Origin of the sequence: Bacillus sp. FSL P4-0290 (assembly GCF_037975435.1) — a bacterium.
Classification (GTDB): domain Bacteria; phylum Bacillota; class Bacilli; order Bacillales; family Bacillaceae; genus Bacillus; species Bacillus subtilis.
Genome location: NZ_CP150253.1, coordinates 2492367 through 2517852, shown reverse-complemented (window position 1 = coordinate 2517852; position 25486 = coordinate 2492367). Strand labels below are relative to the sequence as shown.

Annotated in this window: 25 protein-coding genes; 24 read left to right on the top strand and 1 reads right to left on the bottom strand. The window is 43.1% G+C overall.

The genetic code is table 11. The features are described from left to right. The first annotated feature begins 46 nt into the window (after positions 1 to 46). The 3 genes from rncS (at position 47) to ftsY (ending at position 5466) form a co-directional block, all read left to right on the top strand. Positions 47 to 796, top strand: coding sequence for a ribonuclease III (gene rncS / locus MKY10_RS13100; protein ID WP_003232030.1), 750 nt, complete (start codon positions 47 to 49; stop codon positions 794 to 796). Positions 797 to 896: 100 nt separating this feature from the next. Next, on the top strand, positions 897 to 4457 hold the full coding sequence (gene smc, locus MKY10_RS13095) for a chromosome segregation protein SMC (RefSeq protein WP_015252105.1): 3561 nt from the start codon (positions 897 to 899) through the stop codon (positions 4455 to 4457). A gap of 19 nt (positions 4458 to 4476) precedes the next feature. Next, complete coding sequence (gene ftsY / locus MKY10_RS13090; RefSeq protein ID WP_003232026.1) at positions 4477 to 5466, top strand: signal recognition particle-docking protein FtsY; 990 nt, start codon at positions 4477 to 4479, stop codon at positions 5464 to 5466. A gap of 36 nt (positions 5467 to 5502) precedes the next feature. On the opposite strand, the gene MKY10_RS13085 is transcribed toward ftsY, so the two are convergent. After that, on the bottom strand, positions 5503 to 5988 hold the full coding sequence (locus MKY10_RS13085; protein WP_003245834.1) for an Ig-like domain-containing protein: 486 nt from the start codon (positions 5986 to 5988) through the stop codon (positions 5503 to 5505). 177 nt (positions 5989 to 6165) lie between these two features. Between MKY10_RS13085 and MKY10_RS13080 the strand changes: the two genes are divergently transcribed. The 21 genes from MKY10_RS13080 (at position 6166) to codY (ending at position 25236) form a co-directional block, all read left to right on the top strand. Next, on the top strand, positions 6166 to 6498 hold the full coding sequence (locus MKY10_RS13080) for a putative DNA-binding protein (protein WP_003238590.1): 333 nt from the start codon (positions 6166 to 6168) through the stop codon (positions 6496 to 6498). A gap of 13 nt (positions 6499 to 6511) precedes the next feature. Further along, the gene (gene ffh, locus MKY10_RS13075) at positions 6512 to 7852 is read left to right on the top strand and encodes a signal recognition particle protein (protein WP_014479771.1); all 1341 of its coding nucleotides are present in this window, start codon (positions 6512 to 6514) and stop codon (positions 7850 to 7852) included. Between the two features lie 105 nt (positions 7853 to 7957). After that, on the top strand, positions 7958 to 8230 hold the full coding sequence (rpsP, locus tag MKY10_RS13070) for a 30S ribosomal protein S16 (protein WP_003220815.1): 273 nt from the start codon (positions 7958 to 7960) through the stop codon (positions 8228 to 8230). Next, positions 8230 to 8475: a KH domain-containing protein gene (locus MKY10_RS13065; protein WP_014476792.1), complete on the top strand. Its 246-nt coding sequence runs from the start codon at positions 8230 to 8232 to the stop codon at positions 8473 to 8475. The genes rpsP and MKY10_RS13065 overlap by 1 nt, the downstream gene beginning before the upstream one ends. 121 nt (positions 8476 to 8596) lie before the next feature. Further along, on the top strand, positions 8597 to 8983 hold the full coding sequence (locus tag MKY10_RS13060; RefSeq protein WP_015252103.1) for a YlqD family protein: 387 nt from the start codon (positions 8597 to 8599) through the stop codon (positions 8981 to 8983). Positions 8984 to 8987: 4 nt separating this feature from the next. Continuing rightward, positions 8988 to 9512, top strand: coding sequence for a ribosome maturation factor RimM (gene rimM / locus MKY10_RS13055; RefSeq protein WP_003232013.1), 525 nt, complete (start codon positions 8988 to 8990; stop codon positions 9510 to 9512). Further along, positions 9509 to 10240 carry a tRNA (guanosine(37)-N1)-methyltransferase TrmD gene (gene trmD / locus MKY10_RS13050; protein WP_003232011.1) on the top strand — a complete coding sequence of 244 codons (732 nt, stop codon included), beginning with the start codon at positions 9509 to 9511 and terminating at the stop codon, positions 10238 to 10240. The genes rimM and trmD overlap by 4 nt, the downstream gene beginning before the upstream one ends. A 139-nt stretch (positions 10241 to 10379) precedes the next feature. Continuing rightward, on the top strand, positions 10380 to 10727 hold the full coding sequence (rplS, locus tag MKY10_RS13045; RefSeq protein WP_003220825.1) for a 50S ribosomal protein L19: 348 nt from the start codon (positions 10380 to 10382) through the stop codon (positions 10725 to 10727). A gap of 142 nt (positions 10728 to 10869) precedes the next feature. Then, entirely contained in the window at positions 10870 to 11718 is an 849-nt protein-coding gene (gene ylqF, locus MKY10_RS13040; RefSeq protein WP_339225881.1) for a ribosome biogenesis GTPase YlqF, read from the top strand. 70 nt (positions 11719 to 11788) lie between these two features. Then, on the top strand, positions 11789 to 12556 hold the full coding sequence (gene rnhB, locus MKY10_RS13035) for a ribonuclease HII (RefSeq protein WP_015252102.1): 768 nt from the start codon (positions 11789 to 11791) through the stop codon (positions 12554 to 12556). A gap of 31 nt (positions 12557 to 12587) precedes the next feature. Further along, positions 12588 to 14318, top strand: coding sequence for a hypothetical protein (locus MKY10_RS13030; RefSeq protein ID WP_015252101.1), 1731 nt, complete (start codon positions 12588 to 12590; stop codon positions 14316 to 14318). Next, positions 14315 to 14596: a FlhB-like flagellar biosynthesis protein gene (locus MKY10_RS13025; protein WP_003232001.1), complete on the top strand. Its 282-nt coding sequence runs from the start codon at positions 14315 to 14317 to the stop codon at positions 14594 to 14596. Before MKY10_RS13030 ends, MKY10_RS13025 begins: the two co-directional genes overlap by 4 nt. A gap of 172 nt (positions 14597 to 14768) precedes the next feature. Then, the gene (sucC, locus tag MKY10_RS13020) at positions 14769 to 15926 is read left to right on the top strand and encodes an ADP-forming succinate--CoA ligase subunit beta (RefSeq protein ID WP_003244732.1); all 1158 of its coding nucleotides are present in this window, start codon (positions 14769 to 14771) and stop codon (positions 15924 to 15926) included. A gap of 28 nt (positions 15927 to 15954) precedes the next feature. Beyond that, complete coding sequence (gene sucD, locus MKY10_RS13015) at positions 15955 to 16857, top strand: succinate--CoA ligase subunit alpha (protein WP_003238566.1); 903 nt, start codon at positions 15955 to 15957, stop codon at positions 16855 to 16857. A 60-nt stretch (positions 16858 to 16917) separates the two neighbouring features. Next, complete coding sequence (gene dprA, locus MKY10_RS13010) at positions 16918 to 17811, top strand: DNA-processing protein DprA (RefSeq protein ID WP_003245871.1); 894 nt, start codon at positions 16918 to 16920, stop codon at positions 17809 to 17811. A 187-nt stretch (positions 17812 to 17998) separates the two neighbouring features. Further along, on the top strand, positions 17999 to 20074 hold the full coding sequence (gene topA, locus MKY10_RS13005) for a type I DNA topoisomerase (protein WP_003245599.1): 2076 nt from the start codon (positions 17999 to 18001) through the stop codon (positions 20072 to 20074). Between the two features lie 75 nt (positions 20075 to 20149). Further along, entirely contained in the window at positions 20150 to 21457 is a 1308-nt protein-coding gene (gene trmFO, locus MKY10_RS13000; RefSeq protein WP_003244725.1) for an FADH(2)-oxidizing methylenetetrahydrofolate--tRNA-(uracil(54)-C(5))-methyltransferase TrmFO, read from the top strand. Between the two features lie 67 nt (positions 21458 to 21524). Continuing rightward, positions 21525 to 22439, top strand: a complete 915-nt coding sequence (gene xerC, locus MKY10_RS12995; protein ID WP_003231988.1) for a tyrosine recombinase XerC — start codon at positions 21525 to 21527, stop codon at positions 22437 to 22439. 12 nt (positions 22440 to 22451) lie between these two features. Beyond that, entirely contained in the window at positions 22452 to 22997 is a 546-nt protein-coding gene (gene clpQ, locus MKY10_RS12990) for an ATP-dependent protease subunit ClpQ (protein WP_003238555.1), read from the top strand. A 7-nt stretch (positions 22998 to 23004) separates the two neighbouring features. Continuing rightward, positions 23005 to 24417 carry an HslU--HslV peptidase ATPase subunit gene (hslU, locus tag MKY10_RS12985; protein ID WP_256683486.1) on the top strand — a complete coding sequence of 471 codons (1413 nt, stop codon included), beginning with the start codon at positions 23005 to 23007 and terminating at the stop codon, positions 24415 to 24417. 39 nt (positions 24418 to 24456) lie between these two features. After that, positions 24457 to 25236 carry a GTP-sensing pleiotropic transcriptional regulator CodY gene (codY, locus tag MKY10_RS12980; protein WP_003220850.1) on the top strand — a complete coding sequence of 260 codons (780 nt, stop codon included), beginning with the start codon at positions 24457 to 24459 and terminating at the stop codon, positions 25234 to 25236. Positions 25237 to 25486: the final 250 nt, after the last annotated feature.

The window sequence follows — 25486 nt, the reverse complement described above, 5'->3', positions numbered from 1 at the left end:
TTAGTCAGAGAAGCGCGGTGAACCTGATGTGCCTATGGAGGTTACTATGTCAAAACACTCACATTATAAAGATAAAAAAAAGTTCTATAAAAAAGTAGAACAATTTAAAGAGTTTCAAGAACGGATTTCGGTTCACTTTCAAAATGAAAAGCTTTTGTATCAAGCATTTACACATTCATCTTATGTGAATGAGCATCGGAAAAAGCCGTATGAAGATAATGAAAGGCTTGAATTTTTAGGTGACGCTGTTTTGGAACTGACGATCTCCAGATTCTTATTTGCCAAATACCCGGCTATGAGTGAAGGAGATTTGACGAAATTGAGAGCCGCAATTGTTTGCGAACCGTCTCTCGTTTCATTGGCTCACGAGCTGTCATTCGGCGATCTTGTCCTGTTGGGTAAAGGCGAGGAAATGACAGGCGGAAGAAAGCGTCCTGCTCTATTGGCGGATGTTTTTGAGGCATTTATCGGAGCCTTGTACCTTGACCAAGGATTAGAGCCGGTCGAAAGTTTCTTAAAAGTTTATGTGTTCCCTAAAATTAACGATGGTGCTTTTTCTCATGTGATGGATTTCAAAAGCCAGCTGCAGGAATACGTGCAGCGGGACGGCAAAGGCTCTCTGGAGTATAAAATCTCCAACGAAAAAGGACCTGCGCACAACCGTGAATTTGAAGCCATCGTATCTCTAAAAGGTGAACCACTCGGAGTCGGAAACGGCCGTTCAAAGAAAGAAGCCGAACAGCACGCTGCTCAGGAAGCTTTAGCTAAATTGCAAAAACACCATACGAAACAATAAAATCCCCCTTATGACTCAGGGGGATTTCAGTATGTATGCCGTCTTATTTGACCAATGTTTATGATAGAATTGAAATACTTATTACATAAGGAGGATCGCTATGTTCCTCAAACGTTTAGACGTTATAGGATTTAAATCATTTGCAGAACGGATTTCCGTAGACTTCGTTAAAGGCGTGACAGCAGTTGTCGGGCCGAACGGAAGCGGAAAAAGCAACATCACGGATGCCATTCGCTGGGTTCTCGGCGAACAATCGGCACGCTCTCTTCGCGGCGGAAAAATGGAAGACATCATTTTTGCCGGGAGTGACTCAAGAAAGCGATTAAATCTAGCTGAAGTTACGCTTACTCTTGATAATGATGATCATTTCTTGCCAATTGACTTCCACGAGGTGAGTGTCACAAGACGTGTGTACAGATCAGGTGAGAGTGAGTTTCTGATTAACAATCAGCCGTGCCGGTTGAAGGATATTATTGATTTATTTATGGACTCTGGCCTTGGTAAAGAAGCATTTTCTATTATCAGCCAAGGGAAAGTGGAAGAGATCCTGAGCAGCAAAGCGGAGGATCGCCGCAGTATCTTTGAAGAAGCGGCCGGGGTGCTTAAATATAAAACGAGAAAGAAAAAAGCAGAAAATAAACTGTTTGAGACACAGGACAATCTAAATCGGGTAGAAGATATATTACATGAGCTTGAAGGACAGGTTGAACCTCTTAAAATTCAAGCTTCAATAGCGAAAGACTACCTTGAGAAAAAGAAAGAGCTGGAGCATGTTGAAATTGCGCTGACTGCCTATGATATCGAAGAGCTGCATGGTAAATGGTCGACTCTTAAAGAGAAAGTGCAGATGGCAAAAGAAGAAGAGCTTGCTGAATCGTCTGCTATTTCTGCGAAAGAAGCAAAGATTGAGGATACAAGGGACAAAATACAAGCGCTTGATGAGTCAGTAGATGAGCTCCAGCAAGTTTTACTGGTAACAAGTGAAGAGCTGGAAAAGCTTGAAGGCCGTAAAGAAGTCCTAAAAGAACGAAAGAAAAACGCTGTGCAAAACCAAGAACAGCTTGAAGAAGCCATCGTTCAGTTCCAGCAAAAAGAAACGGTTCTGAAAGAAGAGCTTTCAAAGCAGGAAGCTGTCTTCGAAACGCTTCAGGCTGAGGTGAAGCAGTTAAGGGCGCAAGTAAAAGAAAAACAGCAGGCTCTCAGTCTTCACAATGAAAATGTTGAAGAGAAAATCGAGCAGCTGAAAAGTGATTATTTTGAGCTGTTAAACAGCCAGGCTTCGATACGCAACGAACTCCAGCTTCTTGATGACCAGATGTCCCAATCCGCTGTCACATTGCAGAGACTCGCGGACAACAATGAAAAGCACCTGCAGGAACGGCGTGATATTTCTGCGCGTAAAGCCGCATGTGAAACGGAATTTGCCCGAATTGAGCAGGAGATTCACAGTCAAGTCGGTGCATATCGTGATATGCAGACAAAATATGAGCAGAAAAAGCGCCAATACGAAAAAAATGAATCCGCTCTGTATCAGGCATACCAATACGTTCAGCAAGCGAGATCAAAAAAGGACATGCTTGAGACGATGCAGGGAGATTTCTCCGGCTTTTATCAAGGTGTTAAAGAAGTGCTGAAAGCGAAAGAGCGCCTTGGCGGAATTCGCGGAGCGGTTCTTGAGCTGATTTCTACAGAACAGAAGTATGAAACGGCCATTGAAATAGCGCTCGGCGCTTCTGCTCAACACGTCGTGACCGACGATGAACAATCTGCCCGAAAAGCGATTCAATATTTAAAGCAGAATTCCTTCGGCCGGGCGACGTTTCTGCCTCTTTCTGTTATTAGAGACCGCCAGCTTCAAAGCCGTGACGCGGAAACAGCCGCCCGGCATTCATCATTTCTCGGGGTTGCCAGTGAACTTGTCACATTTGATCCTGCGTATCGAAGCGTCATCCAGAATCTTCTTGGAACCGTTTTGATCACAGAGGACTTAAAGGGTGCAAACGAGCTTGCGAAGCTTCTCGGGCACCGGTACCGCATCGTAACCCTTGAGGGAGATGTTGTGAACCCCGGTGGTTCAATGACGGGCGGCGCGGTTAAAAAGAAAAATAACTCCCTCCTTGGAAGAAGCCGGGAGCTAGAAGATGTGACGAAACGGCTCGCTGAAATGGAAGAGAAAACAGCACTGCTTGAACAAGAGGTCAAAACCCTTAAACAATCCATTCAGGATATGGAGAAAAAACTGGCTGACTTAAGAGAAACCGGGGAAGGCTTAAGGTTAAAGCAGCAGGATGTGAAAGGCCAGCTGTACGAACTTCAAGTTGCCGAGAAAAATATCAATACCCATTTAGAGCTCTATGACCAAGAAAAATCTGCTCTGTCAGAAAGCGATGAAGAGAAAAAAGCGCGCAAACGCAAGCTTGAAGAAGAGCTCTCTGCCGTATCTGAAAAGATGAAACAGCTTGAAGAGGACATAGACAAACTGACAAAACAAAAACAAACGCAATCCTCAACGAAAGAGTCTCTTTCCAACGAGCTTACTGAGCTGAAGATCGCTGCGGCCAAAAAAGAGCAGGCATGCAAGGGGGAAGAGGACAACCTTGCCAGATTAAAGAAAGAGCTCACTGAAACAGAGATTGCGTTAAAAGAAGCAAAAGAAGACTTAAGCTTCTTAACGTCAGAGATGTCATCTAGCACCAGCGGCGAAGAAAAGCTGGAAGAAGCAGCAAAACATAAATTGAGTGACAAAACGAAAACGATCGAACTGATTGCATTAAGGCGCGATCAGCGCATCAAGCTTCAGCATGGGCTTGATACGTATGAGCGTGAGCTGAAAGAAATGAAACGCCTGTATAAACAAAAAACAACGCTCTTAAAAGACGAAGAAGTCAAACTCGGACGAATGGAAGTCGAGCTTGATAATTTACTCCAATATTTACGGGAGGAATACAGCTTGTCCTTTGAGGGGGCAAAAGAGAAATATCAGCTTGAAACTGATCCAGAGGAAGCCAGAAAGCGCGTGAAGCTGATTAAACTCGCAATTGAAGAACTGGGTACCGTGAACCTCGGAAGCATAGATGAGTTTGAGAGGGTCAACGAACGGTACAAGTTTCTGTCGGAACAAAAAGAAGATTTAACAGAAGCGAAAAATACCTTGTTCCAAGTGATTGAAGAAATGGATGAAGAAATGACGAAGCGCTTTAACGACACATTCGTTCAAATCCGCTCACACTTTGATCAAGTTTTTCGCTCCTTATTCGGAGGAGGGCGAGCTGAACTGAGGCTCACCGATCCTAACGATCTGCTTCATTCAGGAGTCGAGATTATCGCTCAGCCGCCGGGGAAAAAGCTGCAAAACTTAAACCTCCTGTCAGGCGGAGAGCGTGCGCTTACTGCTATAGCGCTCTTATTCTCAATCCTAAAGGTTCGTCCAGTGCCGTTTTGCGTCCTTGACGAAGTAGAGGCTGCGCTCGACGAAGCGAATGTGTTCCGGTTTGCGCAGTATTTAAAAAAATACAGCAGTGATACCCAGTTTATTGTGATTACCCACAGAAAAGGAACGATGGAGGAAGCGGATGTGCTTTATGGCGTAACCATGCAGGAATCCGGTGTTTCCAAGGTAATCTCCGTTAAGCTGGAAGAAACAAAAGAATTCGTTCAGTAACGAGGAAAGAGGTTAAAAGATGAGCTTTTTTAAAAAATTAAAAGAGAAAATCACAAAACAGACAGATTCCGTATCTGAAAAGTTTAAGGATGGCCTTGAAAAAACAAGAAACTCCTTTCAAAACAAAGTGAATGATCTTGTATCCCGTTACCGTAAAGTGGATGAGGATTTCTTCGAAGAGCTTGAAGAGGTTCTTATCAGCGCGGATGTCGGTTTTACAACCGTTATGGAATTAATAGATGAGCTGAAAAAAGAAGTCAAACGCAGAAATATTCAAGATCCAAAGGAAGTCCAGTCAGTGATTTCTGAGAAACTGGTCGAGATTTATAACAGCGGAGATGAGCAAATTTCAGAACTGAACATCCAGGATGGGCGTTTAAACGTAATCCTTCTGGTAGGTGTAAACGGTGTCGGGAAAACAACAACGATCGGAAAGCTTGCTCATAAAATGAAACAAGAAGGAAAATCTGTCGTACTTGCCGCCGGAGACACTTTCAGAGCGGGAGCCATTGAACAGCTGGAAGTATGGGGAGAGCGTACAGGAGTGCCTGTCATTAAGCAGACGGCCGGAAGCGATCCGGCAGCTGTCATCTACGATGCTGTTCATGCTGCGAAAGCAAGAAATGCCGATGTATTAATTTGTGATACGGCAGGTCGTCTTCAAAACAAAGTAAATCTCATGAAAGAGCTTGAGAAAGTGAAACGTGTTATCGAAAGAGAAGTTCCTGAAGCTCCGCATGAGGTGCTGCTTGCCCTTGATGCCACGACCGGCCAAAATGCAATGGCTCAGGCAAAAGAATTCTCTAAAGCAACAAATGTTACCGGCATTGCTTTAACGAAGCTTGACGGTACGGCAAAAGGCGGTATCGTCCTTGCGATTCGCAACGAGCTTCACATCCCGGTTAAACTAGTCGGTTTAGGAGAAAAAGTTGATGACCTTCAGGAATTTGATCCAGAATCCTATGTGTACGGACTCTTTTCAGATTTAGTGGAAAAAGCCGACGATTAAGAAAAAGGCCCCAACATCTTGGGGCCTTTTTCTTTTTTATCTTCTTACTTGATAGGCGAAATGATAAAGGCTGTTATCAGTGGATACCAGTCTTGATTCACCAGAAAAAACTCTGAATGGGATGATGTCATAGTAATGAACGGAAACAGATGTGTAATACGTATAGTAACCAGCAGCTGGCCCCAAATACATTGGAACCTCAAATGTTCCGTTTGCATCAGTGGTTCCTGAAGCAGTTTGTGTTGTGTTTCCGACCTTCGTGTCCGCTTCAAATCTTACGGGCGCGTTTGGCACTGGCTGTCCGTTTTGGTCGAGTAATTTGCCGCTTACTGTAATATTGTACTTGACTCGCCAATATTGACCTTGTCCATAATTGATTTTACCGTAAACCCCTCCATCTGTGCTGATATTTGTGATCGAAGCCTTATAAGGTGCCTCAGCAGCGTCTGCTTGCTGTGCCGGAAAACCTATTGTAAACAGGGCTGCCAGACATAACATAAACAATAAACCGATTTTTTTCATAAAAATCCTCCTTTAAATAGGGTTCATATACAATATCGGAATAAATTGGATGATATTTAGCGTATTTTGGAAAAAGTTAATCACCGCTTTGACAAGATAAAAACTTGACAGTGTCAATAAAACCGTGTAAACTAAGTTATCGTAAAGGGATTTGACTTAACAAAGGGGAGAGCTCAAATGTCACTCGAAAAGACAACGAGAATGAATTATCTGTTTGATTTTTATCAGTCGTTGTTGACGTCAAAACAGAAGAGCTATATGTCGCTTTATTATTTGGACGATTTCTCCCTAGGCGAAATAGCCGAAGAATATGAGGTTTCAAGACAAGCTGTTTATGATAACATCAAACGAACAGAAGCAATGCTTGAACAATATGAAGAAAAGCTGCTCCTTTTGAAAAAGTTTCAGGAGCGTAAAGAGATGTTTAATAAGCTGAAGGAGCTTGCTTCCGGTTCAAAAGAAGAGGAAGAAATTACAGCTCTGATTGAAGCGCTTGAGAAATTAGATTAGGAGGCGGCAAACTATGGCATTTGAAGGATTAGCCGACCGACTGCAGCAGACGATTTCTAAAATCCGCGGAAAAGGGAAAGTCAGCGAACAAGATGTAAAAGATATGATGCGTGAGGTTCGCCTTGCGCTGCTTGAGGCTGACGTTAACTTTAAAGTAGTCAAAGATTTTGTCAAAAAAGTAAGTGAACGCGCTGTAGGCCAAGACGTCATGAAAAGTCTGACGCCCGGCCAGCAGGTCATTAAAGTTGTTCAAGAGGAACTGACTGAGCTGATGGGCGGCGAAGAGAGCAAAATCGCCGTCGCAAAAAGGCCGCCGACTGTTATTATGATGGTCGGTCTCCAAGGTGCCGGTAAAACGACAACAAGCGGTAAGCTTGCGAATCTGCTGCGCAAAAAGCATAATCGCAAACCGATGCTGGTTGCTGCCGATATTTACCGCCCAGCCGCAATTAAGCAGCTGGAAACACTCGGCAAACAGCTTGATATGCCTGTTTTCTCTCTTGGCGATCAGGTCAGTCCTGTAGAAATAGCTAAACAGGCTATTGAGAAAGCCAAGGAAGAACATTATGACTACGTCATTTTGGATACGGCAGGGCGCTTGCATATCGACCATGAACTGATGGATGAACTGACCAACGTCAAAGAAATCGCGAATCCGGAAGAAATTTTCCTGGTTGTCGATTCAATGACCGGTCAGGACGCTGTGAATGTTGCCAAAAGCTTTAATGAACAGCTCGGTTTAACCGGTGTTGTGTTAACTAAGCTGGATGGAGACACACGCGGCGGGGCTGCGCTTTCTATTCGCGCTGTTACAAACACGCCAATTAAGTTCGCAGGTTTGGGCGAAAAGCTTGATGCGTTAGAGCCGTTCCACCCTGAACGCATGGCATCAAGGATTCTCGGCATGGGCGACGTGCTGACATTGATTGAAAAAGCACAGGCCAGCGTTGATGAAGACAAAGCCAAAGAGCTGGAACAAAAAATGAGAACGATGAGCTTCACATTGGACGATTTTCTGGAGCAGCTCGGGCAAGTCAGAAACATGGGGCCGCTTGATGAGCTTCTGCAAATGATGCCGGGTGCAGGTAAAATGAAAGGCCTGAAAAACATCCAAGTTGATGAAAAACAGCTGAATCATGTGGAAGCAATCATTAAATCAATGACTGTTCTTGAAAAAGAACAGCCGGATATCATCAATGCCAGCCGGCGGAAGCGGATTGCAAAAGGAAGCGGGACATCCGTACAGGAAGTCAACCGTCTGCTTAAGCAGTTTGATGAAATGAAAAAAATGATGAAGCAGATGACAAACATGTCAAAAGGCAAGAAAAAAGGGTTTAAGCTACCTTTTATGTAATCGGTTATACATGATAAAACCGTTGTTAAGAAAAAACACTTTACAAACACTTTTATCATTGTTAATATACTATCTTGTTGAAATATTTTCGGAGGTGCTAGTAAAATGGCAGTAAAAATTCGTTTAAAACGTATGGGAGCAAAAAAATCTCCTTTCTATCGTATTGTTGTAGCAGATTCTCGTTCACCACGTGACGGCCGTTTCATCGAAACAGTCGGAACTTACAACCCGGTTGCAAAACCAGCGGAAGTAAAAATTGACGAAGAGCTTGCTCTTAAATGGCTTCAAACTGGAGCGAAACCATCTGATACAGTTCGCAACTTGTTCTCTAGCCAAGGAATCATGGAAAAATTCCACAACGCTAAACAAGGCAAGTAATGACTGATCAACACTTGGAAGATTTGATTGTCCACATTGTGACGCCGCTTGTTGATCATCCAGATGACATTCGCGTCATAAGAGAAGAAACCGATCAAAAGATTGCGCTGCGCTTATCTGTCCATAAGTCAGATACCGGTAAAGTTATCGGAAAGCAAGGCCGGACTGCAAAAGCGATTCGAACAGCTGTATTTGCAGCTGGCGCACAGTCTTCTAAGAAAGTTCAATTTGAAATATTTGACTAAAAGGGAGAGGGCCGGCACCTCCCCTTTTTTTACACGCAAAAAAAGGGTAAACTGATAGAAGCTTAGGCAAAATAGAAAAGCCTGGGCGAGTAAAAGTTTTAAAAGCGGGGAGCTTGGTGCGATGCAAATTATTCACCGTGTAGCCGTTATGCAAGTCTTAACCGAGAGTAGCAAAGAAAAGCTTTTAGCTTCTTTTGCCGAAAAGAAACAAATGCTTGAACGAGAATGCAGCCAGCTCTATTTTCAGCTTAGAAAACATGAGAAAGAACAGCAAAACCCTGATATGATTGAACAATTTAAAAAGGCAATAGAAAAGCGAAAAGATGATATAAAAATCATTGATTTTCAAATTGCTCAAGTACATACATTGCCGCTTGGCAGTGAGTTGAAAGAAAAGGAAGTCGATGCGCTGCTGACGATTGAAGTCGGGGATGACTGGCATGAGAAAACAGCAGCGAACACCATCGTCATAAAAGACGGAAAAGTAATTGAAATTCGCCAGAGGTGATCATATGACAAAGCGATGGTTTAATGTAGGCAAAATCGTAAATACCCACGGAATCAAAGGTGAAGTGCGGGTGATTTCAAAAACAGATTTTGCCGAAGAACGATACAAGCCGGGAAACACGCTGTATTTGTTTATGGACGGCCGTAACGAACCAGTGGAGGTAACGGTAAACACACATAGACTGCATAAGCAATTTCATCTCCTGCAGTTTAAAGAAAGACAAAACCTAAATGAAGTAGAAGAGCTGAAAAACGCAATCATTAAAGTTCCTGAAGAAGAATTAGGAGAGCTGAATGAGGGTGAATTTTATTTCCACGAAATTATTGGGTGTGAAGTATTTACTGAAGAAGGCGAACTCATCGGAAAGGTCAAAGAAATTTTGACGCCTGGAGCCAATGACGTTTGGGTCATCGGACGAAAAGGAAAAAAAGACGCACTCATTCCTTACATTGAATCAGTGGTCAAACATATCGATGTCAGGGAAAAGAAAATTGAGATTGAACTAATGGAAGGGTTAATAGACGAATGAAAATCGACTTTTTGACGCTGTTTCCTGAAATGTTTGAAGGCGTGCTCGGCTCATCGATTCTTCAAAAAGCCCAGGAAAAAGATGCGGTGCAGTTTCAAGTCGTAAATTTCCGAGAGTACTCTGATAACAAGCACAATACTGTTGATGATTATCCTTATGGCGGCGGGGCAGGCATGGTTCTCAAGCCTCAGCCTGTTTTTGACGCGGTCGAGGACCTGACATCAAAGGCAGCCGCTGCTCCGCGTATTATCCTCGTATGCCCGCAAGGTGAGCGTTTTACCCAAAAAAAAGCCGAGCAATTAGCAAAGGAAGAGCATTTGCTGTTCATTTGCGGCCACTATGAAGGCTATGATGAACGCATTCGCGAGCACTTGGTAACGGATGAAATATCAATTGGCGACTTTGTTCTGACGGGCGGTGAGCTCCCTGCAATGATGATCGCAGACAGTGTGGTCAGACTGCTTCCGGGTGTACTGGGTAAAGAGGCTTCCCATATTGAGGATTCCTTCAGCACCGGACTTTTAGAGCACCCGCATTATACAAGACCGGCAGATTACAAAGGTTTAAAAGTGCCTGAAACACTCTTGTCAGGAAACCATGCAAAAATTGAAGAATGGCGGAATAAAGAATCGATCAGAAGGACCTACCTAAGACGTCCGGATCTGTTGAAAGACTACCCGCTTACAGAGCAGCAAAGAAAGTGGATTTCTGAATGGGAAAAAGAATAGATTTTATTGCATAGGCTATGAAATTGTGATAAGATACTACTTGTGGCTTAAGCGGGCTTATCCGCTGCAAGCTTGAAAACGATGTTCCGCTGTGCCGGTTTTTGTGGCCAAGAGCATCTGTTGGAAGGAGTTGAAAACGATGCAAAAACTAATTGAAGATATCACAAAAGAACAGCTTCGTACTGATCTTCCTGCGTTCCGTCCTGGTGACACTTTACGTGTACACGTTAAAGTTGTTGAGGGTAACCGTGAGCGTATCCAGATCTTTGAAGGTGTTGTGATTAAGCGTCGTGGTGGTGGAATCAGCGAAACGTTCACAGTTCGTAAGATTTCTTACGGTGTTGGCGTTGAACGTACTTTCCCAGTACACACACCAAAAATCGCGAAAATCGAAGTTGTACGTTACGGTAAAGTACGCCGTGCTAAACTTTACTATCTGCGTGAACTTCGCGGAAAAGCGGCTCGTATTAAAGAGATCAGACGATAATGATAACGAACGAAAAGAGCTTGTTACCTGTAACAAGCTCTTTTTTTATACAGAATTTGAAAATGCCGGACAGGCATCGTAAAATACATAAAGGACAACAATGAATCATGCATACTGAAGATAAAGGCGGTGTTCGTGTCACATGACAATTCAATGGTTCCCGGGCCATATGGCAAAAGCAAGAAGGGAAGTAACCGAAAAATTAAAATTAATCGATATCGTATATGAATTGGTAGATGCCAGAATTCCAATGTCATCAAGAAACCCAATGATTGAAGATATTCTAAAAAACAAGCCGCGAATTATGCTGTTAAACAAGGCTGACAAAGCAGATGCGGCAGTTACACAGCAGTGGAAAGAGCACTTTGAGAACCAGGGGATCCGCTCTCTGTCTATTAATTCTATAAATGGACAAGGGTTAAATCAAATTGTGCCTGCATCAAAAGAGATCCTCCAAGAAAAATTTGACCGGATGCGTGCGAAAGGTGTGAAGCCGAGAGCGATTCGCGCTTTGATTATCGGCATTCCAAACGTCGGAAAATCAACGCTCATCAACCGGCTTGCAAAGAAAAACATAGCAAAAACGGGAGACAGACCTGGTATTACGACTTCTCAACAGTGGGTCAAAGTTGGGAAAGAATTAGAGCTATTAGATACACCGGGAATTTTGTGGCCTAAATTTGAGGATGAGCTTGTCGGTTTGAGACTGGCAGTCACCGGGGCTATTAAAGACTCGATTATCAATTTGCAGGACGTGGCCGTGTTTGGTCTTCGTTTTCTCGAAGAACATTACCCAGAACGGCTTAAAGAGCGTTATGGCCTTGATGAGATCCCAGAGGACATTGCCGAGCTGTTTGATGCAATAGGTGAAAAGCGGGGCTGTCTCATGAGCGGTGGGCTCATCAACTACGATAAGACGACTGAAGTCATCATTCGCGATATTCGCACTGAAAAGTTCGGCAGGCTGTCATTTGAACAGCCGACGATGTAAAGGCGCGCAGAAATGCGGGTCTTTATTTTTTCTTGGCTGAACCGATACATACAGTAAGGGAGAAGAGAAAGTGAATACATTAACCGTAAAGGACATTAAAGACCGTTTGCAGGAAGTGAAGGATGCACAAGACCCATTTATTGCCCAATGCGAAAACGACCCGAGAAAAAGCGTTCAAACGCTTGTAGAGCAATGGCTTAAAAAGCAAGCGAAAGAAAAAGCGCTGAAAGAACAATGGGTGAATATGACTTCCTATGAAAGGCTGGCAAGAAACAAGGGATTTCGCTTGATGGCAGGTGTTGACGAGGTCGGCCGGGGGCCATTGGCAGGACCAGTTGTCGCCAGCGCAGTCATCCTTCCAGAGGAATGTGAAATACTTGGACTGACAGACTCCAAAAAGCTTTCAGAGAAAAAACGCGAGGAATATTACGAGCTTATTATGAAGGAAGCACTGGCGGTCGGGATAGGAATTGTAGAAGCTACTGTGATTGATGAGATCAATATATATGAAGCTTCAAAAATGGCAATGGTGAAAGCGATACAGGATTTGTCGGCTACACCTGATTATTTGCTTGTTGACGCAATGACACTTCCCCTCGACACGGCTCAGGCGTCAATTATAAAAGGCGATGCCAAAAGCGTGTCTATTGCGGCAGGTGCGTGTATCGCAAAAGTGACGAGGGACCGAATGATGAGCGCTTATGCCGAAACGTATCCCATGTACGGCTTTGAAAAAAATAAAGGCTATGGGACAAAAGAACATTTGGAAGCTCTCGCTGCATACGGCCCAACTGAATTGCACCGCAAAACTTTCGCTCCTGTTCAATCTTTCAGATAAATCACCATGGACAAGGAGGCACCTTTTTAAAATGAACATACGAAATGATGTGCAAAAGGCGCTGCAGCACCTTTTCGGGCGTACAGCCGTCCCGCAGGAAACATCAAAAGTAAACGAAGCGCTAAACGGGGAGAAGCGTCTCCTCTTAGGAAAAGTGCTTCGTTTACTAGGAGATCAGCATGCCCTGATCCAAGTCGGCAATCAAACTGTTCAGGGAAAACTTGAAACTCAGCTTCGTCCTCAGGCATACTATTGGTTTTCCTACGAAAAAAAAACGGCAGAGCAAACAGGCCGTCTTCAGGTCGTTCAAAGCTTTGATCAAAATCCTAAAACCATTCAGGATGCAGCTGACAAACTTTTAAATGCTATTTCAGTGAAGACGTCAAACGCAGCTCTCATGATGACAGGAGCGATGCTGAAAAGCAAAACACCCGTAACAGAAAATGATATCAAAACAGCTGTCCACTGGATGGACACGCTGCCTTCGCAAGACACAAAAAAAGCAGTTGAAACGGTTCTCTTCGCTTTAAAGCGTGATCTTCCCATTCACTCCGAGATTTTGAATGGTGTTCACGCTGTGAAATCGCCTGTTCCGTTGCATCAGCACGTATCCCAGCTGCTACAGGCAATCGACCAAAACCCTCAGCAGAGCCAAATGATGTCAAAGCTAAAGGAAGCAGTCACGGTGCTTTTAAATAGTGAAATCGATGTCCATGCAGAACGGCTGATTGATAAGCTTATTTCTTTAACCGACAATACGAAAGCACCTTCTCCGACGAATACAGCTGGAAGCAGGGAGCTTAGCACACCAGCTGGCTCCCCCGGAAAAGCCAGCCTGCCGATTGCAAATCACACAGCAGAACAGGGAAGCATACAAGAAGAGCCTGTTAAAACAGCAGCAGACATTCCAATTAAAGAAGCCCGCCAGCTGCTGGTGAAGCTGACGGAATCTGCTGAAAAAAACAGTCTCCAAATTGTGAAAGAAGCAGCAAATTGGATTAAAGCGGCTGCTTCATCGGGTGATAGTAAGTCACTTGCAGCTTCAGCTGTTTTACAGGCGGCACAAGTCACAGATCAGGAAGCCGAAGTCTTTTTAAAGGCTGTTCAGCAGACAGCACCCCATTTGGCGGATAAGGCAGATGTTCTTTCTTTCTTATCCAAAGTGAAAACGGCAATCGGCGCAAGGGACGAGGTTGCGTTCATTAAAGCGTTTGAACAAGGAAGCGCAGTCACATCTGGCGAAATGCAATCCATCAAGCTGGCTCTTTCTGCCTTAAGAGCATCGCATGAGGTAGCCGAACCAGTCAAACAAGAAGCCGATCAGCTTTTTCATAAATTAAATGGCCAGCTTTTCATGCAGCAGGACCATCCATCATACAGCCAAATTGTAATGTCATTTCCGATGTTTTCGAAGTCAGGGGTTCAGGACATGACTGTTCTGTTTAAAGGAAAGAAAGAAGCGGATGGAAAGCTTGATCCTTCCCATTGCCGCCTTTTGTTTTTGCTGCAGCTTGATACACTAAAAGAAACCGTCGTTGATTGCTTGGTACAGCAAAAAGTCATGACCATTACAATAGAGACTGATTTCGAGCTGCAGGCTGCGATCGATCCGATGGTGCCCGCGCTTAAACAGGGGCTAAAGGAAATGGGGTACAGCCTTTCAGGGGTAAACACTAAAAAAAGGGTTCACACCGAAGAAAAGGCTTCAATCGATCAATATATAACAAGTATCAGTGATCAGGAAGTGGATGTGAAAATATGAAAGAGCAGACACCGATCAGAAAAGCTGTTGCTCTCCATTATGACGAACAAAAAGATAAGGCGCCGAGAGTGATTGCCACAGGGAAGGGCCATGTAGCTGACAACATTATCAAAGAAGCGAAAAAAGCAGGGGTCCCGATTCAAGAAGATCGGACCCTTGTCGAATTAATGCGCCATTTGACGGTAGATGATCAAATTCCTGAAGCTCTTTATGAAACGGTAGCCGAGATTTTTTCATTCATTTACAAATTGGACGAAAGCGTAAAAAACAAAAAATAGCTAAAATATTCCCCATCCTTCTTTGAAATTTATGTTTTTAATAAAGTAAAAGTTTGAATGTTTAGAAGGATTAAAAGATTTTGCATCGAACTGTAGACAATTCTTCCAGTATTATTATAGAATGAAAGCGCAGTCTATTTTAGTTTTGTTACATAAGTTAGGAGGATGGGAAATGAATATCCATGAGTACCAGGGAAAAGAAGTCCTCAGAAAATATGGGGTATCTGTTCCTGAAGGTAAAGTGGCTTTTACAGCAGAAGAAGCAGTTGAGAGTGCAAAGAGCTTATCCAGCTCGGTTTATGTCGTAAAGGCTCAAATTCATGCTGGCGGTCGAGGCAAAGCTGGTGGGGTAAAAATAGCAAAATCATTAGACGAAGTAAAAGCGTATGCCGAAGAACTATTAGGGAAGACCCTAGTTACACATCAGACGGGTCCGGACGGCCAAGTAATAAAACGCTTACTTATTGAAGAAGGCTGCGATATTAAAAAAGAATATTACATCGGTCTAGTGCTTGACCGCGCCACTTCAAGAATCGTTTTAATGGCTTCTGAAGAAGGCGGAACGGAAATTGAAGAGGTTGCGGAGAAAACACCAGAAAAAATCAAAAAAGCTGTCATTGATCCGGCTGTTGGCCTTCAAGGCTATCAAGCCAGAGAAATTGCATTCGCTATTAATATTCCAAAAGAGCTCGTGGGAAAAGCTGCTAAATTTATGCTTGGACTATATAAAGCGTTTGTTGAGAAAGACTGCTCAATCGCCGAAATCAATCCGCTTGTTGTGACTGGCGACGGAAATGTGATGGCGCTTGATGCAAAATTGAATTTTGACAGCAATGCGTTGTACCGACAAAAGGACATTATGGAATACAGAGATTTGGATGAAGAAGATCCGAAAGAAATTGAAGCGTCCAAATATGATCTAAGCTACATTTCCCTTGATGGAAATATCGGCTGTATGGTAAACGGCGCGGGACTTGCAATGTCTACGATGGATATTATCAAGCATTATGGAGGAGAACCGGCCAACTTCCTTGATGTGGGCGGCGGTGCAACCGCGGAAAAAGTCACGGAAGCATTTAAAATCATTCTTTCTGATCAAAACGTTAAAGGGATTTTTGTCAACATTTTCGGCGGCATTATGAAATGTGATGTCATCGCAGAAGGGGTTGTTGAAGCGACTAGACAAGTTGGTTTGACATTGCCGCTTGTCGTCCGTCTTGAAGGCACAAACGTGGATCTAGGGAAGAAAATCCTTAGTGAATCAGGATTAAACATTACATCTGCGGAATCAATGGCTGACGGCGCGCAGAAAATCGTATCCTTAGTTTAAGAAAGAATGAAAGGCAGGGGACCAAATAATGAGTGTTTTCATTAATAAAGATACAAGAGTTATTGTGCAAGGGATTACAGGTTCTACCGCTTTATTTCATACGAAGCAGATGCTTGAATACGGCACAAATATTGTTGGCGGTGTAACACCTGGAAAAGGCGGAACAGAAGCGGAAGGTGTTCCTGTATTTAATACAGTGGCTGAAGCAGTTCAAACAACCGGCGCTAACGCGTCTGTTATATATGTGCCCGCACCGTTTGCAGCTGATGCGATTATGGAAGCGGTAGATGCGGAGCTTGATCTCGTGATTTGTATCACAGAACATATCCCGGTTTTGGATATGGTGAAGGTCAAACGCTTCATGGAAGGCAAGAAAACGAGACTGATAGGGCCGAACTGTCCTGGTGTCATTACGCCTGAAGAATGTAAAATCGGCATTATGCCCGGATACATCCATAAAAAGGGTCATGTAGGCGTTGTATCACGTTCAGGAACATTAACATACGAAGCGGTGCACCAGCTCTCAGAAGCGGGTGTAGGGCAATCTACAGCTGTTGGAATCGGCGGCGACCCTGTAAATGGAACAAACTTTATTGACGTTTTAAAAGCGTTTAACGAAGATCCTGACACACACGCAGTCATCATGATTGGCGAAATCGGCGGTACGGCCGAAGAGGAAGCGGCAGAGTGGGTAAAAGCCAACATGACAAAACCGGTAGTCGGTTTTATTGGCGGTAAAACAGCACCTCCTGGGAAGCGCATGGGGCATGCAGGCGCCATTATTTCCGGCGGGAAAGGGACAGCTGATGAAAAAATCAAAACCCTTAATGCATGCGGAATCGAAGTTGCAGAGACACCTTCTGTCATGGGTGAAACCTTAATCAAGGTGCTGAAAGAGAAGAACTTGTTCGAAACTTGTAAAACGCATTAATAAAAAAGGGACAGCCGTCAAGGCTGTTCCTGCTTTTTCTAACAAAAGGAGGTCAATCTATTGGATCAGGCCGCTGTCTGCCTAACGATTTGCAGAATCAATCAATTATTATCCCCATCCCTTCTATTAAAATGGTGGAAAGCCGATCCGTCTATGTCGCTGACATCACCCGTGTTACAAACGGTTACTCGTGATCAAATAAAAGCAGCTGCATTAAAAAACGAAATAGAACAATTTTATCCAAAGCTCCCGCGTGTACTTGCTGCTTATCGTGAGCAAGGCATTAACACCATCCCTATTTCTTCAAAGCAATATCCTTTCTGGCTTAAAAGCATTTATGATCCCCCTGCCGTACTGTTTGCAAAAGGTGACATGACTCTTCTTTCGAAAGGGAGAAAAATTGGAATTGTAGGCACAAGAAATCCAACAGCTTATGGGAAACAAGTTGTCAATCATCTTACAAAAGAGATCTGTCGTAAAGGTTGGGTGATTGTCAGCGGACTGGCGTCTGGGATAGACGGAATGTCCCATGCTGCAAGTATTAAGGCGAAGGGGCGGACAATTGGCGTCATTGCAGGCGGATTTCAACACATTTATCCCCGAGAAAACCTTCAGTTAGCAGATCACATGGCTAAACACCATATCCTGCTGTCAGAGCACCCACCTGAAACTAAACCCCAAAAATGGCATTTCCCTATGAGAAACCGTATTATCAGCGGACTAAGTGAAGGCGTTATTGTCGTTCAGGGCAAAGAAAAAAGCGGTTCGCTGATTACTGCCTATCAAGCATTGGAACAAGGGAGAGAGGTATTTGCCGTACCCGGTTCATTGTTTGACCCTTACGCCGGAGGTCCTATAAAACTGATCCAGCAGGGGGCTAAAGCCATATGGTCAGCAGAGGATATTTTCGAGGAACTTCCTGAGAGAAACGTTCAATATACGGAACCCTTTTGAATTATCGTTTGACAAACGGTATTGTAATATTTAATAATAGTGAGGATTTAAAGTTGCATATTGTTTTCTATTTAATTAATGACGTTCATGATAAAGAATGAAATGTTGAAAGCCAAATAAAGACAGCTGCAAAAATAAAATTGAAATATCTTGAAAAGAGAGAGAACACCTCTTGAGGGGGATGAAAATGTCTGATTATCTAGTCATCGTGGAATCGCCCGCTAAGGCGAAAACGATTGAACGTTACTTAGGTAAAAAATATAAAGTAAAAGCATCAATGGGACATGTCCGGGATCTTCCAAAAAGTCAAATGGGAGTTGACATAGAACAGAATTTTGAACCGAAATATATTACCATTCGAGGTAAAGGCCCGGTATTAAAAGAGCTGAAAACGGCTGCGAAAAAAGCCAAAAAAGTGTATCTCGCAGCTGACCCCGACAGAGAAGGGGAAGCGATTGCATGGCATTTGGCACACAGTCTTGATTTAGATCTCAACTCAGACTGCCGTGTGGTGTTTAACGAAATTACAAAAGACGCTATTAAGGAATCGTTTAAGCATCCCCGCATGATCAATATGGATTTAGTGGATGCACAGCAAGCGAGACGTATTTTAGACAGGCTTGTCGGATATAAAATCAGTCCAATCTTATGGAAAAAAGTCAAAAAAGGGCTTAGCGCAGGACGCGTGCAATCCGTTGCCCTCCGTTTGATTATTGACCGTGAAAAAGAGATTAACGACTTTAAGCCTGAGGAATATTGGACAATTGACGGTACGTTCTTAAAAGGTCAAGAAACCTTTGAAGCGAGCTTTTTCGGGAAAAACGGCAAAAAACTTCCTTTAAATAGTGAAGCTGATGTAAAAGAGATTCTTTCTCAGCTCAAAGGGAATCAATATACAGTTGAAAAAGTAACCAAAAAGGAACGCAAACGTAATCCTGCTTTGCCTTTTACCACTTCTACCCTGCAGCAGGAAGCGGCTCGCAAGCTCAATTTCAGAGCGAAGAAAACGATGATGATTGCACAGCAATTATATGAAGGAATTGATTTAGGAAGAGAAGGAACGGTTGGTCTGATCACGTATATGAGAACGGATTCAACCCGTATTTCAAATACGGCTGTTGATGAAGCAGCTGCATTTATTGATCAGACATATGGAAAAGAGTTCCTAGGCGGAAAACGGAAGCCTGCGAAAAAGAATGAAAATGCCCAGGATGCCCACGAAGCAATTCGGCCGACATCAGTTCTTAGAAAACCAAGTGAATTAAAAGCAGTCCTCGGCAGAGACCAAATGAGACTGTATAAATTAATTTGGGAGCGTTTTGTTGCCAGCCAAATGGCACCGGCTGTTCTCGATACAATGAGTGTCGACCTGACAAACAACGGTTTGACATTTCGTGCAAATGGAAGTAAAGTCAAGTTTTCCGGGTTTATGAAGGTGTATGTTGAAGGAAAAGACGATCAAATGGAAGAAAAAGACCGGATGCTGCCTGACTTACAAGAAGGCGACACGGTATTATCAAAAGATATAGAACCTGAGCAGCATTTTACCCAGCCGCCTCCGCGATATACTGAGGCCCGGCTTGTTAAAACCCTTGAAGAACGCGGTATCGGCCGTCCATCCACATATGCTCCGACACTTGATACTATTCAGCGGCGCGGCTACGTGGCATTGGATAATAAACGTTTCGTTCCGACTGAATTAGGTCAGATCGTTCTTGACTTGATCATGGAGTTTTTCCCTGAGATCATTAACGTTGAGTTTACAGCTAAAATGGAGAGAGATCTTGATCATGTTGAAGAAGGAAATACCGAATGGGTCAAGATTATCGATAATTTCTACACCGATTTTGAAAAACGCGTCAAAAAAGCCGAATCGGAAATGAAGGAAGTTGAGATTGAACCAGAGTATGCTGGAGAGGATTGTGAATTGTGCAGTTCTCCAATGGTATATAAAATGGGACGGTACGGTAAATTCTTAGCTTGCTCCAACTTCCCTGACTGCCGGAACACGAAACCGATTGTGAAACAAATCGGTGTGAAGTGCCCGAGCTGCGGAGAAGGAAACATTGTTGAGCGAAAATCGAAAAAGAAACGGGTGTTTTACGGCTGTGACCGTTATCCGGACTGTGAATTCGTATCATGGGACAAACCAATTGAACGAAAATGCCCGAAATGCGGAAAAATGCTCGTCGAGAAAAAACTCAAAAAAGGTATACAAGTCCAATGCGTGGAATGCGATTATAAGGAAGAACCACAGAAGTAGCGGTGAGCAGGGTCTTGCTCACCTTCTTTGTGTGTTAAAAGAAGGCCTTGAATAATAAACTAGGAGATGTGAAAGATGAACCAACAAACAGTGAATGTAATCGGAGCCGGACTCGCAGGAAGTGAAGCAGCATGGCAGCTTGCCAAACGTGGGATTCAAGTCAAATTGTATGAAATGCGGCCAGTTAAACAAACGCCTGCGCATCATACAGATAAATTTGCTGAGCTTGTCTGCAGCAACTCTCTTCGCTCTAATACACTTGCTAACGCTGTCGGTGTATTAAAGGAAGAAATGCGTGCGCTTGATTCAGCCATTATCGCTGCGGCTGACGAATGTTCGGTGCCTGCCGGGGGCGCTCTTGCAGTAGACCGTCATGAATTTGCCGCAAGTGTGACAAATCGGGTGAAAAATCATCCAAACGTAACCGTTATTAATGAAGAAGTGACTGAAATTCCTGAAGGCCCTACTATCATCGCAACGGGTCCGTTAACATCTGAATCGCTGTCTGCCCAGCTGAAGGAGCTGACTGGAGAGGACTATTTATATTTTTATGACGCAGCGGCGCCAATTGTAGAAAAAGACAGCCTTGATATGGATAAAGTGTACCTAAAATCCCGTTATGATAAAGGTGAAGCAGCATATTTGAACTGCCCGATGACAGAAGAAGAGTTTGACCGTTTTCATGAAGCATTAACATCAGCAGAAACAGTGCCGTTAAAAGAATTTGAAAAAGAGATTTTCTTTGAAGGCTGCATGCCGATTGAAGTTATGGCAAAACGGGGTAAGAAAACAATGCTTTTCGGTCCGATGAAACCGGTTGGTCTAGAGCATCCTGTTACAGGAAAACGCCCTTATGCCGTCGTTCAGCTCAGACAGGATGATGCTGCGGGAACACTTTATAATATTGTAGGATTCCAGACTCATTTAAAATGGGGAGACCAAAAGGAAGTTCTCAAGTTGATTCCAGGACTTGAAAATGTAGAAATCGTCAGATATGGCGTGATGCACAGAAACACATTTATTAACTCTCCAAGCCTGTTAAAGCCGACTTATCAATTTAAAAACCGCAGTGATCTGTTCTTTGCAGGCCAAATGACGGGAGTAGAAGGATATGTGGAATCAGCTGCCTCAGGACTTGTAGCAGGCATTAATGCGGCGAAGCTTGTATTGGGAGAAGAGCTTGTGATCTTCCCTCAGGAAACAGCAATTGGCAGTATGGCACATTATATTACAACAACAAACCAGAAGAACTTCCAGCCGATGAATGCAAACTTTGGGCTTTTGAAAGAATTGCCAGTTAAAATTAAAAATAAAAAAGAACGAAATGAACAATACGCGAACCGTGCGATTGAAACAATTCAAACAATTTCGAAAACAATATAGGTATTGATTGCAACCTGAGCGCGATTTGTGATACCATTTAAAAGCCCTTCCTGGGGAGGTATTAGGCATGGAGAATGTTAAGAATTTCGTAAAGTTATTCGTTGAATATTTACAAATTGAAAAAAATTATTCACAATATACTATTGTGAATTATGTGGATTCAATTGAAGAATTCGAGACTTTCCTGCGCGTTCAAGGTATAAATGGATTTGAAGAAGCTGCATATCAAGATACTAGGATTTTTTTGACAGAAGCCTATGAAAAAGGTTTATCGAGAAGAACAATAAGCAAAAAGATATCTGCATTAAGAAGCTTTTATAAGTTTCTGATGCGGGAAAAGCTTATTGAAGAAAATCCGTTTCAGCTTGTTCATCTGCCAAAACAGGAGAAACGGATACCGAAGTTTCTATATCAAAAAGAGCTTGAGGAGCTGTTTGAAGTTTCAGATATAAGCCAGCCGGCCGGAATGAGGGATCAAGCGCTGTTAGAGCTGCTCTATGCCACTGGAATGAGGGTCAGTGAATGCTGTTCCATAACTATTAACGACGTTGATTTATTTATGGACACTGTGCTTGTTCACGGTAAAGGCAAGAAGCAGCGCTATATCCCCTTTGGGTCTTATGCCCGCGAAGCGTTGAAGGTATACATGAATAGCGGAAGACAGTGCTTGCTGATGAAGGCAAAAGAACCTCATGATCTATTATTCGTAAATCAAAGAGGCGGACCGCTTACAGCCCGTGGCATCAGACATATTTTAAGCGGGCTTGTTCAAAAAGCGTCAAGCACTTTACATATCCATCCGCATATGCTTCGACATACGTTCGCCACGCATCTGTTAAATGAAGGAGCGGATTTGAGAAGCGTTCAAGAACTGCTCGGGCATTCCAATCTGTCTTCTACACAGATATACACGCACGTTTCGAAGGAAATGTTGAGAAACACATATATGTCTCACCATCCAAGAGCATTTAAGAAAAATTAAAGGAGGCCCTTTATGTCATCTTTTCATGCGACCACAATATTTGCCGTACAGCATAAAGGACGAAGCGCTATGTCCGGAGACGGCCAAGTAACATTTGGTCAGGCTGTTGTCATGAAACACACGGCACGGAAAGTGAGAAAACTGTTTAACGGCAAAGTTCTTGCTGGTTTTGCGGGATCTGTTGCAGACGCTTTCACTTTATTCGAAAAGTTTGAAGCTAAGCTTGAAGAATATAACGGCAACTTAAAACGGGCGGCTGTTGAGCTTGCGAAGGAATGGCGCAGCGATAAAGTGCTAAGAAAGCTCGAAGCCATGCTGATTGTTATGAATCAGGATACTTTGCTTCTCGTATCGGGAACAGGCGAGGTGATCGAACCAGATGACGGCATTCTCGCGATTGGATCAGGAGGCAATTACGCTTTGGCAGCGGGAAGAGCACTGAAAAAGCATGCCGGTGAAAGCATGTCTGCAAGTGAGATTGCCAGAGCCGCGTTAGAAACAGCAGGCGAAATTTGTGTTTACACGAACGATCAAATCATACTGGAAGAGCTTGAATAGAAAGGACTTGAGGCGCATGGAAAAAAAACCGTTAACTCCTAGACAGATTGTAGATCGGTTAGACCAATATATTGTCGGTCAGCAAAATGCGAAAAAAGCTGTCGCCGTGGCATTAAGAAACCGCTATAGAAGAAGTCTTCTGGATGAAAAGCTGAAGGACGAGGTCGTTCCGAAAAACATTTTAATGATGGGTCCTACCGGCGTCGGGAAAACTGAAATTGCCAGACGAATCGCTAAGCTTTCAGGTGCGCCATTTATCAAAATTGAAGCTACTAAATTTACCGAAGTCGGCTATGTAGGCAGAGATGTTGAATCAATGGTCAGAGATCTTGTGGAGACTTCTGTTCGGCTTATAAAAGAAGAGAAAATGAATGAAGTAAAGGAACAGGCAGAAGAAAATGCAAACAAACGCATTGTTCGTCTGTTAGTTCCTGGGAAGAAAAAACAATCTGGCGTTAAAAATCCGTTTGAAATGTTTTTTGGAGGCAGCCAGCCGAATGGTGAAGATGAGGCGGAGAGCCAGGAAGAAGCAAACATCGAAGAAAAAAGAAAACGAATGGCGCATCAGCTGGCTTTAGGGGAGCTCGAAGACTACTATGTAACAGTAGAAGTCGAAGAGCAGCAGCCTTCTATGTTTGACATGCTGCAGGGCTCGGGTATGGAGCAGATGGGTATGAACATGCAGGATGCGCTGAGCGGATTAATGCCAAAGAAAAAGAAGCGGCGCAAAATGACAGTCAGAGAAGCCAGAAAAGTCCTGACGAATGAAGAAGCAAGCAAACTCATCGATATGGATGAAGTCGGCCAGGAAGCTGTTCAGAGAGCAGAAGAGAGCGGGATTATCTTTATCGATGAGATTGATAAAATCGCAAAGAACGGCGGTGCATCTTCTTCTGCCGATGTTTCAAGAGAAGGCGTTCAGCGGGATATCCTTCCGATTGTTGAAGGTTCTACCGTTGTCACAAAATATGGTTCTGTAAAAACAGACCATGTATTATTTATTGCAGCAGGAGCGTTTCATATGGCCAAACCGTCTGATTTGATTCCTGAGCTGCAGGGGCGTTTCCCGATTCGTGTAGAACTGAACAAACTCACGGTAGACGACTTCGTGAGAATTTTGGTTGAGCCGGATAATGCGCTGCTGAAACAATATCAGGCATTATTGCAGACAGAAGGTATATCTCTTGAATTTTCTGACGAAGCTATTCATAAGATTGCTGAAGTTGCTTATCATGTGAACCAGGACACAGATAATATCGGTGCGAGACGCCTTCATACAATACTTGAACGCCTATTAGAAGATTTGTCGTTTGAAGCTCCAGATGTAACGATGGAGAAAATAACGATTACACCACAGTATGTCGAAGAAAAGCTCGGAACGATAGCCAAAAACAAAGATTTAAGTCAATTTATATTGTGAAAAATTTAATATGAGGAATGTTTAGGAGGATTATTTATCATGGCTTTATTACAAAAAACAAGAATTATTAACTCCATGCTGCAAGCTGCGGCAGGGAAACCGGTAAACTTCAAGGAAATGGCGGAGACGCTGCGGGATGTAATTGATTCCAATATTTTCGTTGTAAGCCGCAGAGGGAAACTCCTTGGGTATTCTATTAACCAGCAAATTGAAAATGATCGTATGAAAAAAATGCTTGAGGATCGTCAATTCCCTGAAGAATATACGAAAAATCTGTTTAATGTCCCTGAAACATCTTCTAACTTGGATATTAATAGTGAATATACTGCTTTCCCTGTTGAGAACAGAGACCTGTTTCAAGCTGGTTTAACAACAATTGTGCCGATCATCGGAGGCGGGGAAAGATTAGGAACACTTATTCTTTCGCGTTTACAAGATCAATTCAATGACGATGACTTAATTCTAGCTGAATACGGCGCAACAGTTGTCGGAATGGAAATCCTAAGAGAAAAAGCAGAAGAAATTGAAGAGGAAGCAAGAAGCAAAGCTGTCGTACAAATGGCTATCAGCTCGCTTTCTTACAGTGAGCTTGAAGCAATTGAGCACATTTTTGAGGAGCTTGACGGAAATGAAGGTCTTCTTGTTGCAAGTAAAATTGCTGACCGTGTCGGCATTACCCGTTCTGTTATTGTGAACGCACTCAGAAAGCTGGAGAGCGCCGGTGTTATCGAGTCTAGATCATTAGGAATGAAAGGTACTTATATCAAGGTACTAAACAACAAATTCCTAATTGAATTAGAAAATCTAAAATCTCATTAATCACAAAAAGAACCCTTTTTGAGGGTTCTTTTTTTATTTCAAATAAAGGAAATCAATAAGCTTTATTTCCTGGGTTGAAAGTCTTTCTATGTAATAATTTTAATAAATTTTGCATTTTTCTTCAAAAAGTTTCAAAAATGCCGAAAAGAAAGGAGAAAAAACAGAAATTCTGCTATTTTCAGGCTTATATCAAGGCGAGAAATGTAGTTCTAACAATCTAGGACTTTATACCTAGTTGCAAAATAGATAA

What these genes read in the sequence shown, in the direction of transcription:
- rncS (WP_003232030.1), top strand. Translation starts at nt 47, where the DNA reads ATGTCAAAACACTCACATTATAAAGATAAAAAAAAGTTCTATAAAAAA.
- smc (WP_015252105.1), top strand. Translation starts at nt 897, where the DNA reads ATGTTCCTCAAACGTTTAGACGTTATAGGATTTAAATCATTTGCAGAA.
- ftsY (WP_003232026.1), top strand. Translation starts at nt 4,477, where the DNA reads ATGAGCTTTTTTAAAAAATTAAAAGAGAAAATCACAAAACAGACAGAT.
- MKY10_RS13085 (WP_003245834.1), bottom strand. Translation starts at nt 5,988, where the DNA reads ATGAAAAAAATCGGTTTATTGTTTATGTTATGTCTGGCAGCCCTGTTT.
- MKY10_RS13080 (WP_003238590.1), top strand. Translation starts at nt 6,166, where the DNA reads ATGTCACTCGAAAAGACAACGAGAATGAATTATCTGTTTGATTTTTAT.
- ffh (WP_014479771.1), top strand. Translation starts at nt 6,512, where the DNA reads ATGGCATTTGAAGGATTAGCCGACCGACTGCAGCAGACGATTTCTAAA.
- rpsP (WP_003220815.1), top strand. Translation starts at nt 7,958, where the DNA reads ATGGCAGTAAAAATTCGTTTAAAACGTATGGGAGCAAAAAAATCTCCT.
- MKY10_RS13065 (WP_014476792.1), top strand. Translation starts at nt 8,230, where the DNA reads ATGACTGATCAACACTTGGAAGATTTGATTGTCCACATTGTGACGCCG.
- MKY10_RS13060 (WP_015252103.1), top strand. Translation starts at nt 8,597, where the DNA reads ATGCAAATTATTCACCGTGTAGCCGTTATGCAAGTCTTAACCGAGAGT.
- rimM (WP_003232013.1), top strand. Translation starts at nt 8,988, where the DNA reads ATGACAAAGCGATGGTTTAATGTAGGCAAAATCGTAAATACCCACGGA.
- trmD (WP_003232011.1), top strand. Translation starts at nt 9,509, where the DNA reads ATGAAAATCGACTTTTTGACGCTGTTTCCTGAAATGTTTGAAGGCGTG.
- rplS (WP_003220825.1), top strand. Translation starts at nt 10,380, where the DNA reads ATGCAAAAACTAATTGAAGATATCACAAAAGAACAGCTTCGTACTGAT.
- ylqF (WP_339225881.1), top strand. Translation starts at nt 10,870, where the DNA reads ATGACAATTCAATGGTTCCCGGGCCATATGGCAAAAGCAAGAAGGGAA.
- MKY10_RS13030 (WP_015252101.1), top strand. Translation starts at nt 12,588, where the DNA reads ATGAACATACGAAATGATGTGCAAAAGGCGCTGCAGCACCTTTTCGGG.
- MKY10_RS13025 (WP_003232001.1), top strand. Translation starts at nt 14,315, where the DNA reads ATGAAAGAGCAGACACCGATCAGAAAAGCTGTTGCTCTCCATTATGAC.
- sucC (WP_003244732.1), top strand. Translation starts at nt 14,769, where the DNA reads ATGAATATCCATGAGTACCAGGGAAAAGAAGTCCTCAGAAAATATGGG.
- sucD (WP_003238566.1), top strand. Translation starts at nt 15,955, where the DNA reads ATGAGTGTTTTCATTAATAAAGATACAAGAGTTATTGTGCAAGGGATT.
- topA (WP_003245599.1), top strand. Translation starts at nt 17,999, where the DNA reads ATGTCTGATTATCTAGTCATCGTGGAATCGCCCGCTAAGGCGAAAACG.
- trmFO (WP_003244725.1), top strand. Translation starts at nt 20,150, where the DNA reads ATGAACCAACAAACAGTGAATGTAATCGGAGCCGGACTCGCAGGAAGT.
- xerC (WP_003231988.1), top strand. Translation starts at nt 21,525, where the DNA reads ATGGAGAATGTTAAGAATTTCGTAAAGTTATTCGTTGAATATTTACAA.
- clpQ (WP_003238555.1), top strand. Translation starts at nt 22,452, where the DNA reads ATGTCATCTTTTCATGCGACCACAATATTTGCCGTACAGCATAAAGGA.
- codY (WP_003220850.1), top strand. Translation starts at nt 24,457, where the DNA reads ATGGCTTTATTACAAAAAACAAGAATTATTAACTCCATGCTGCAAGCT.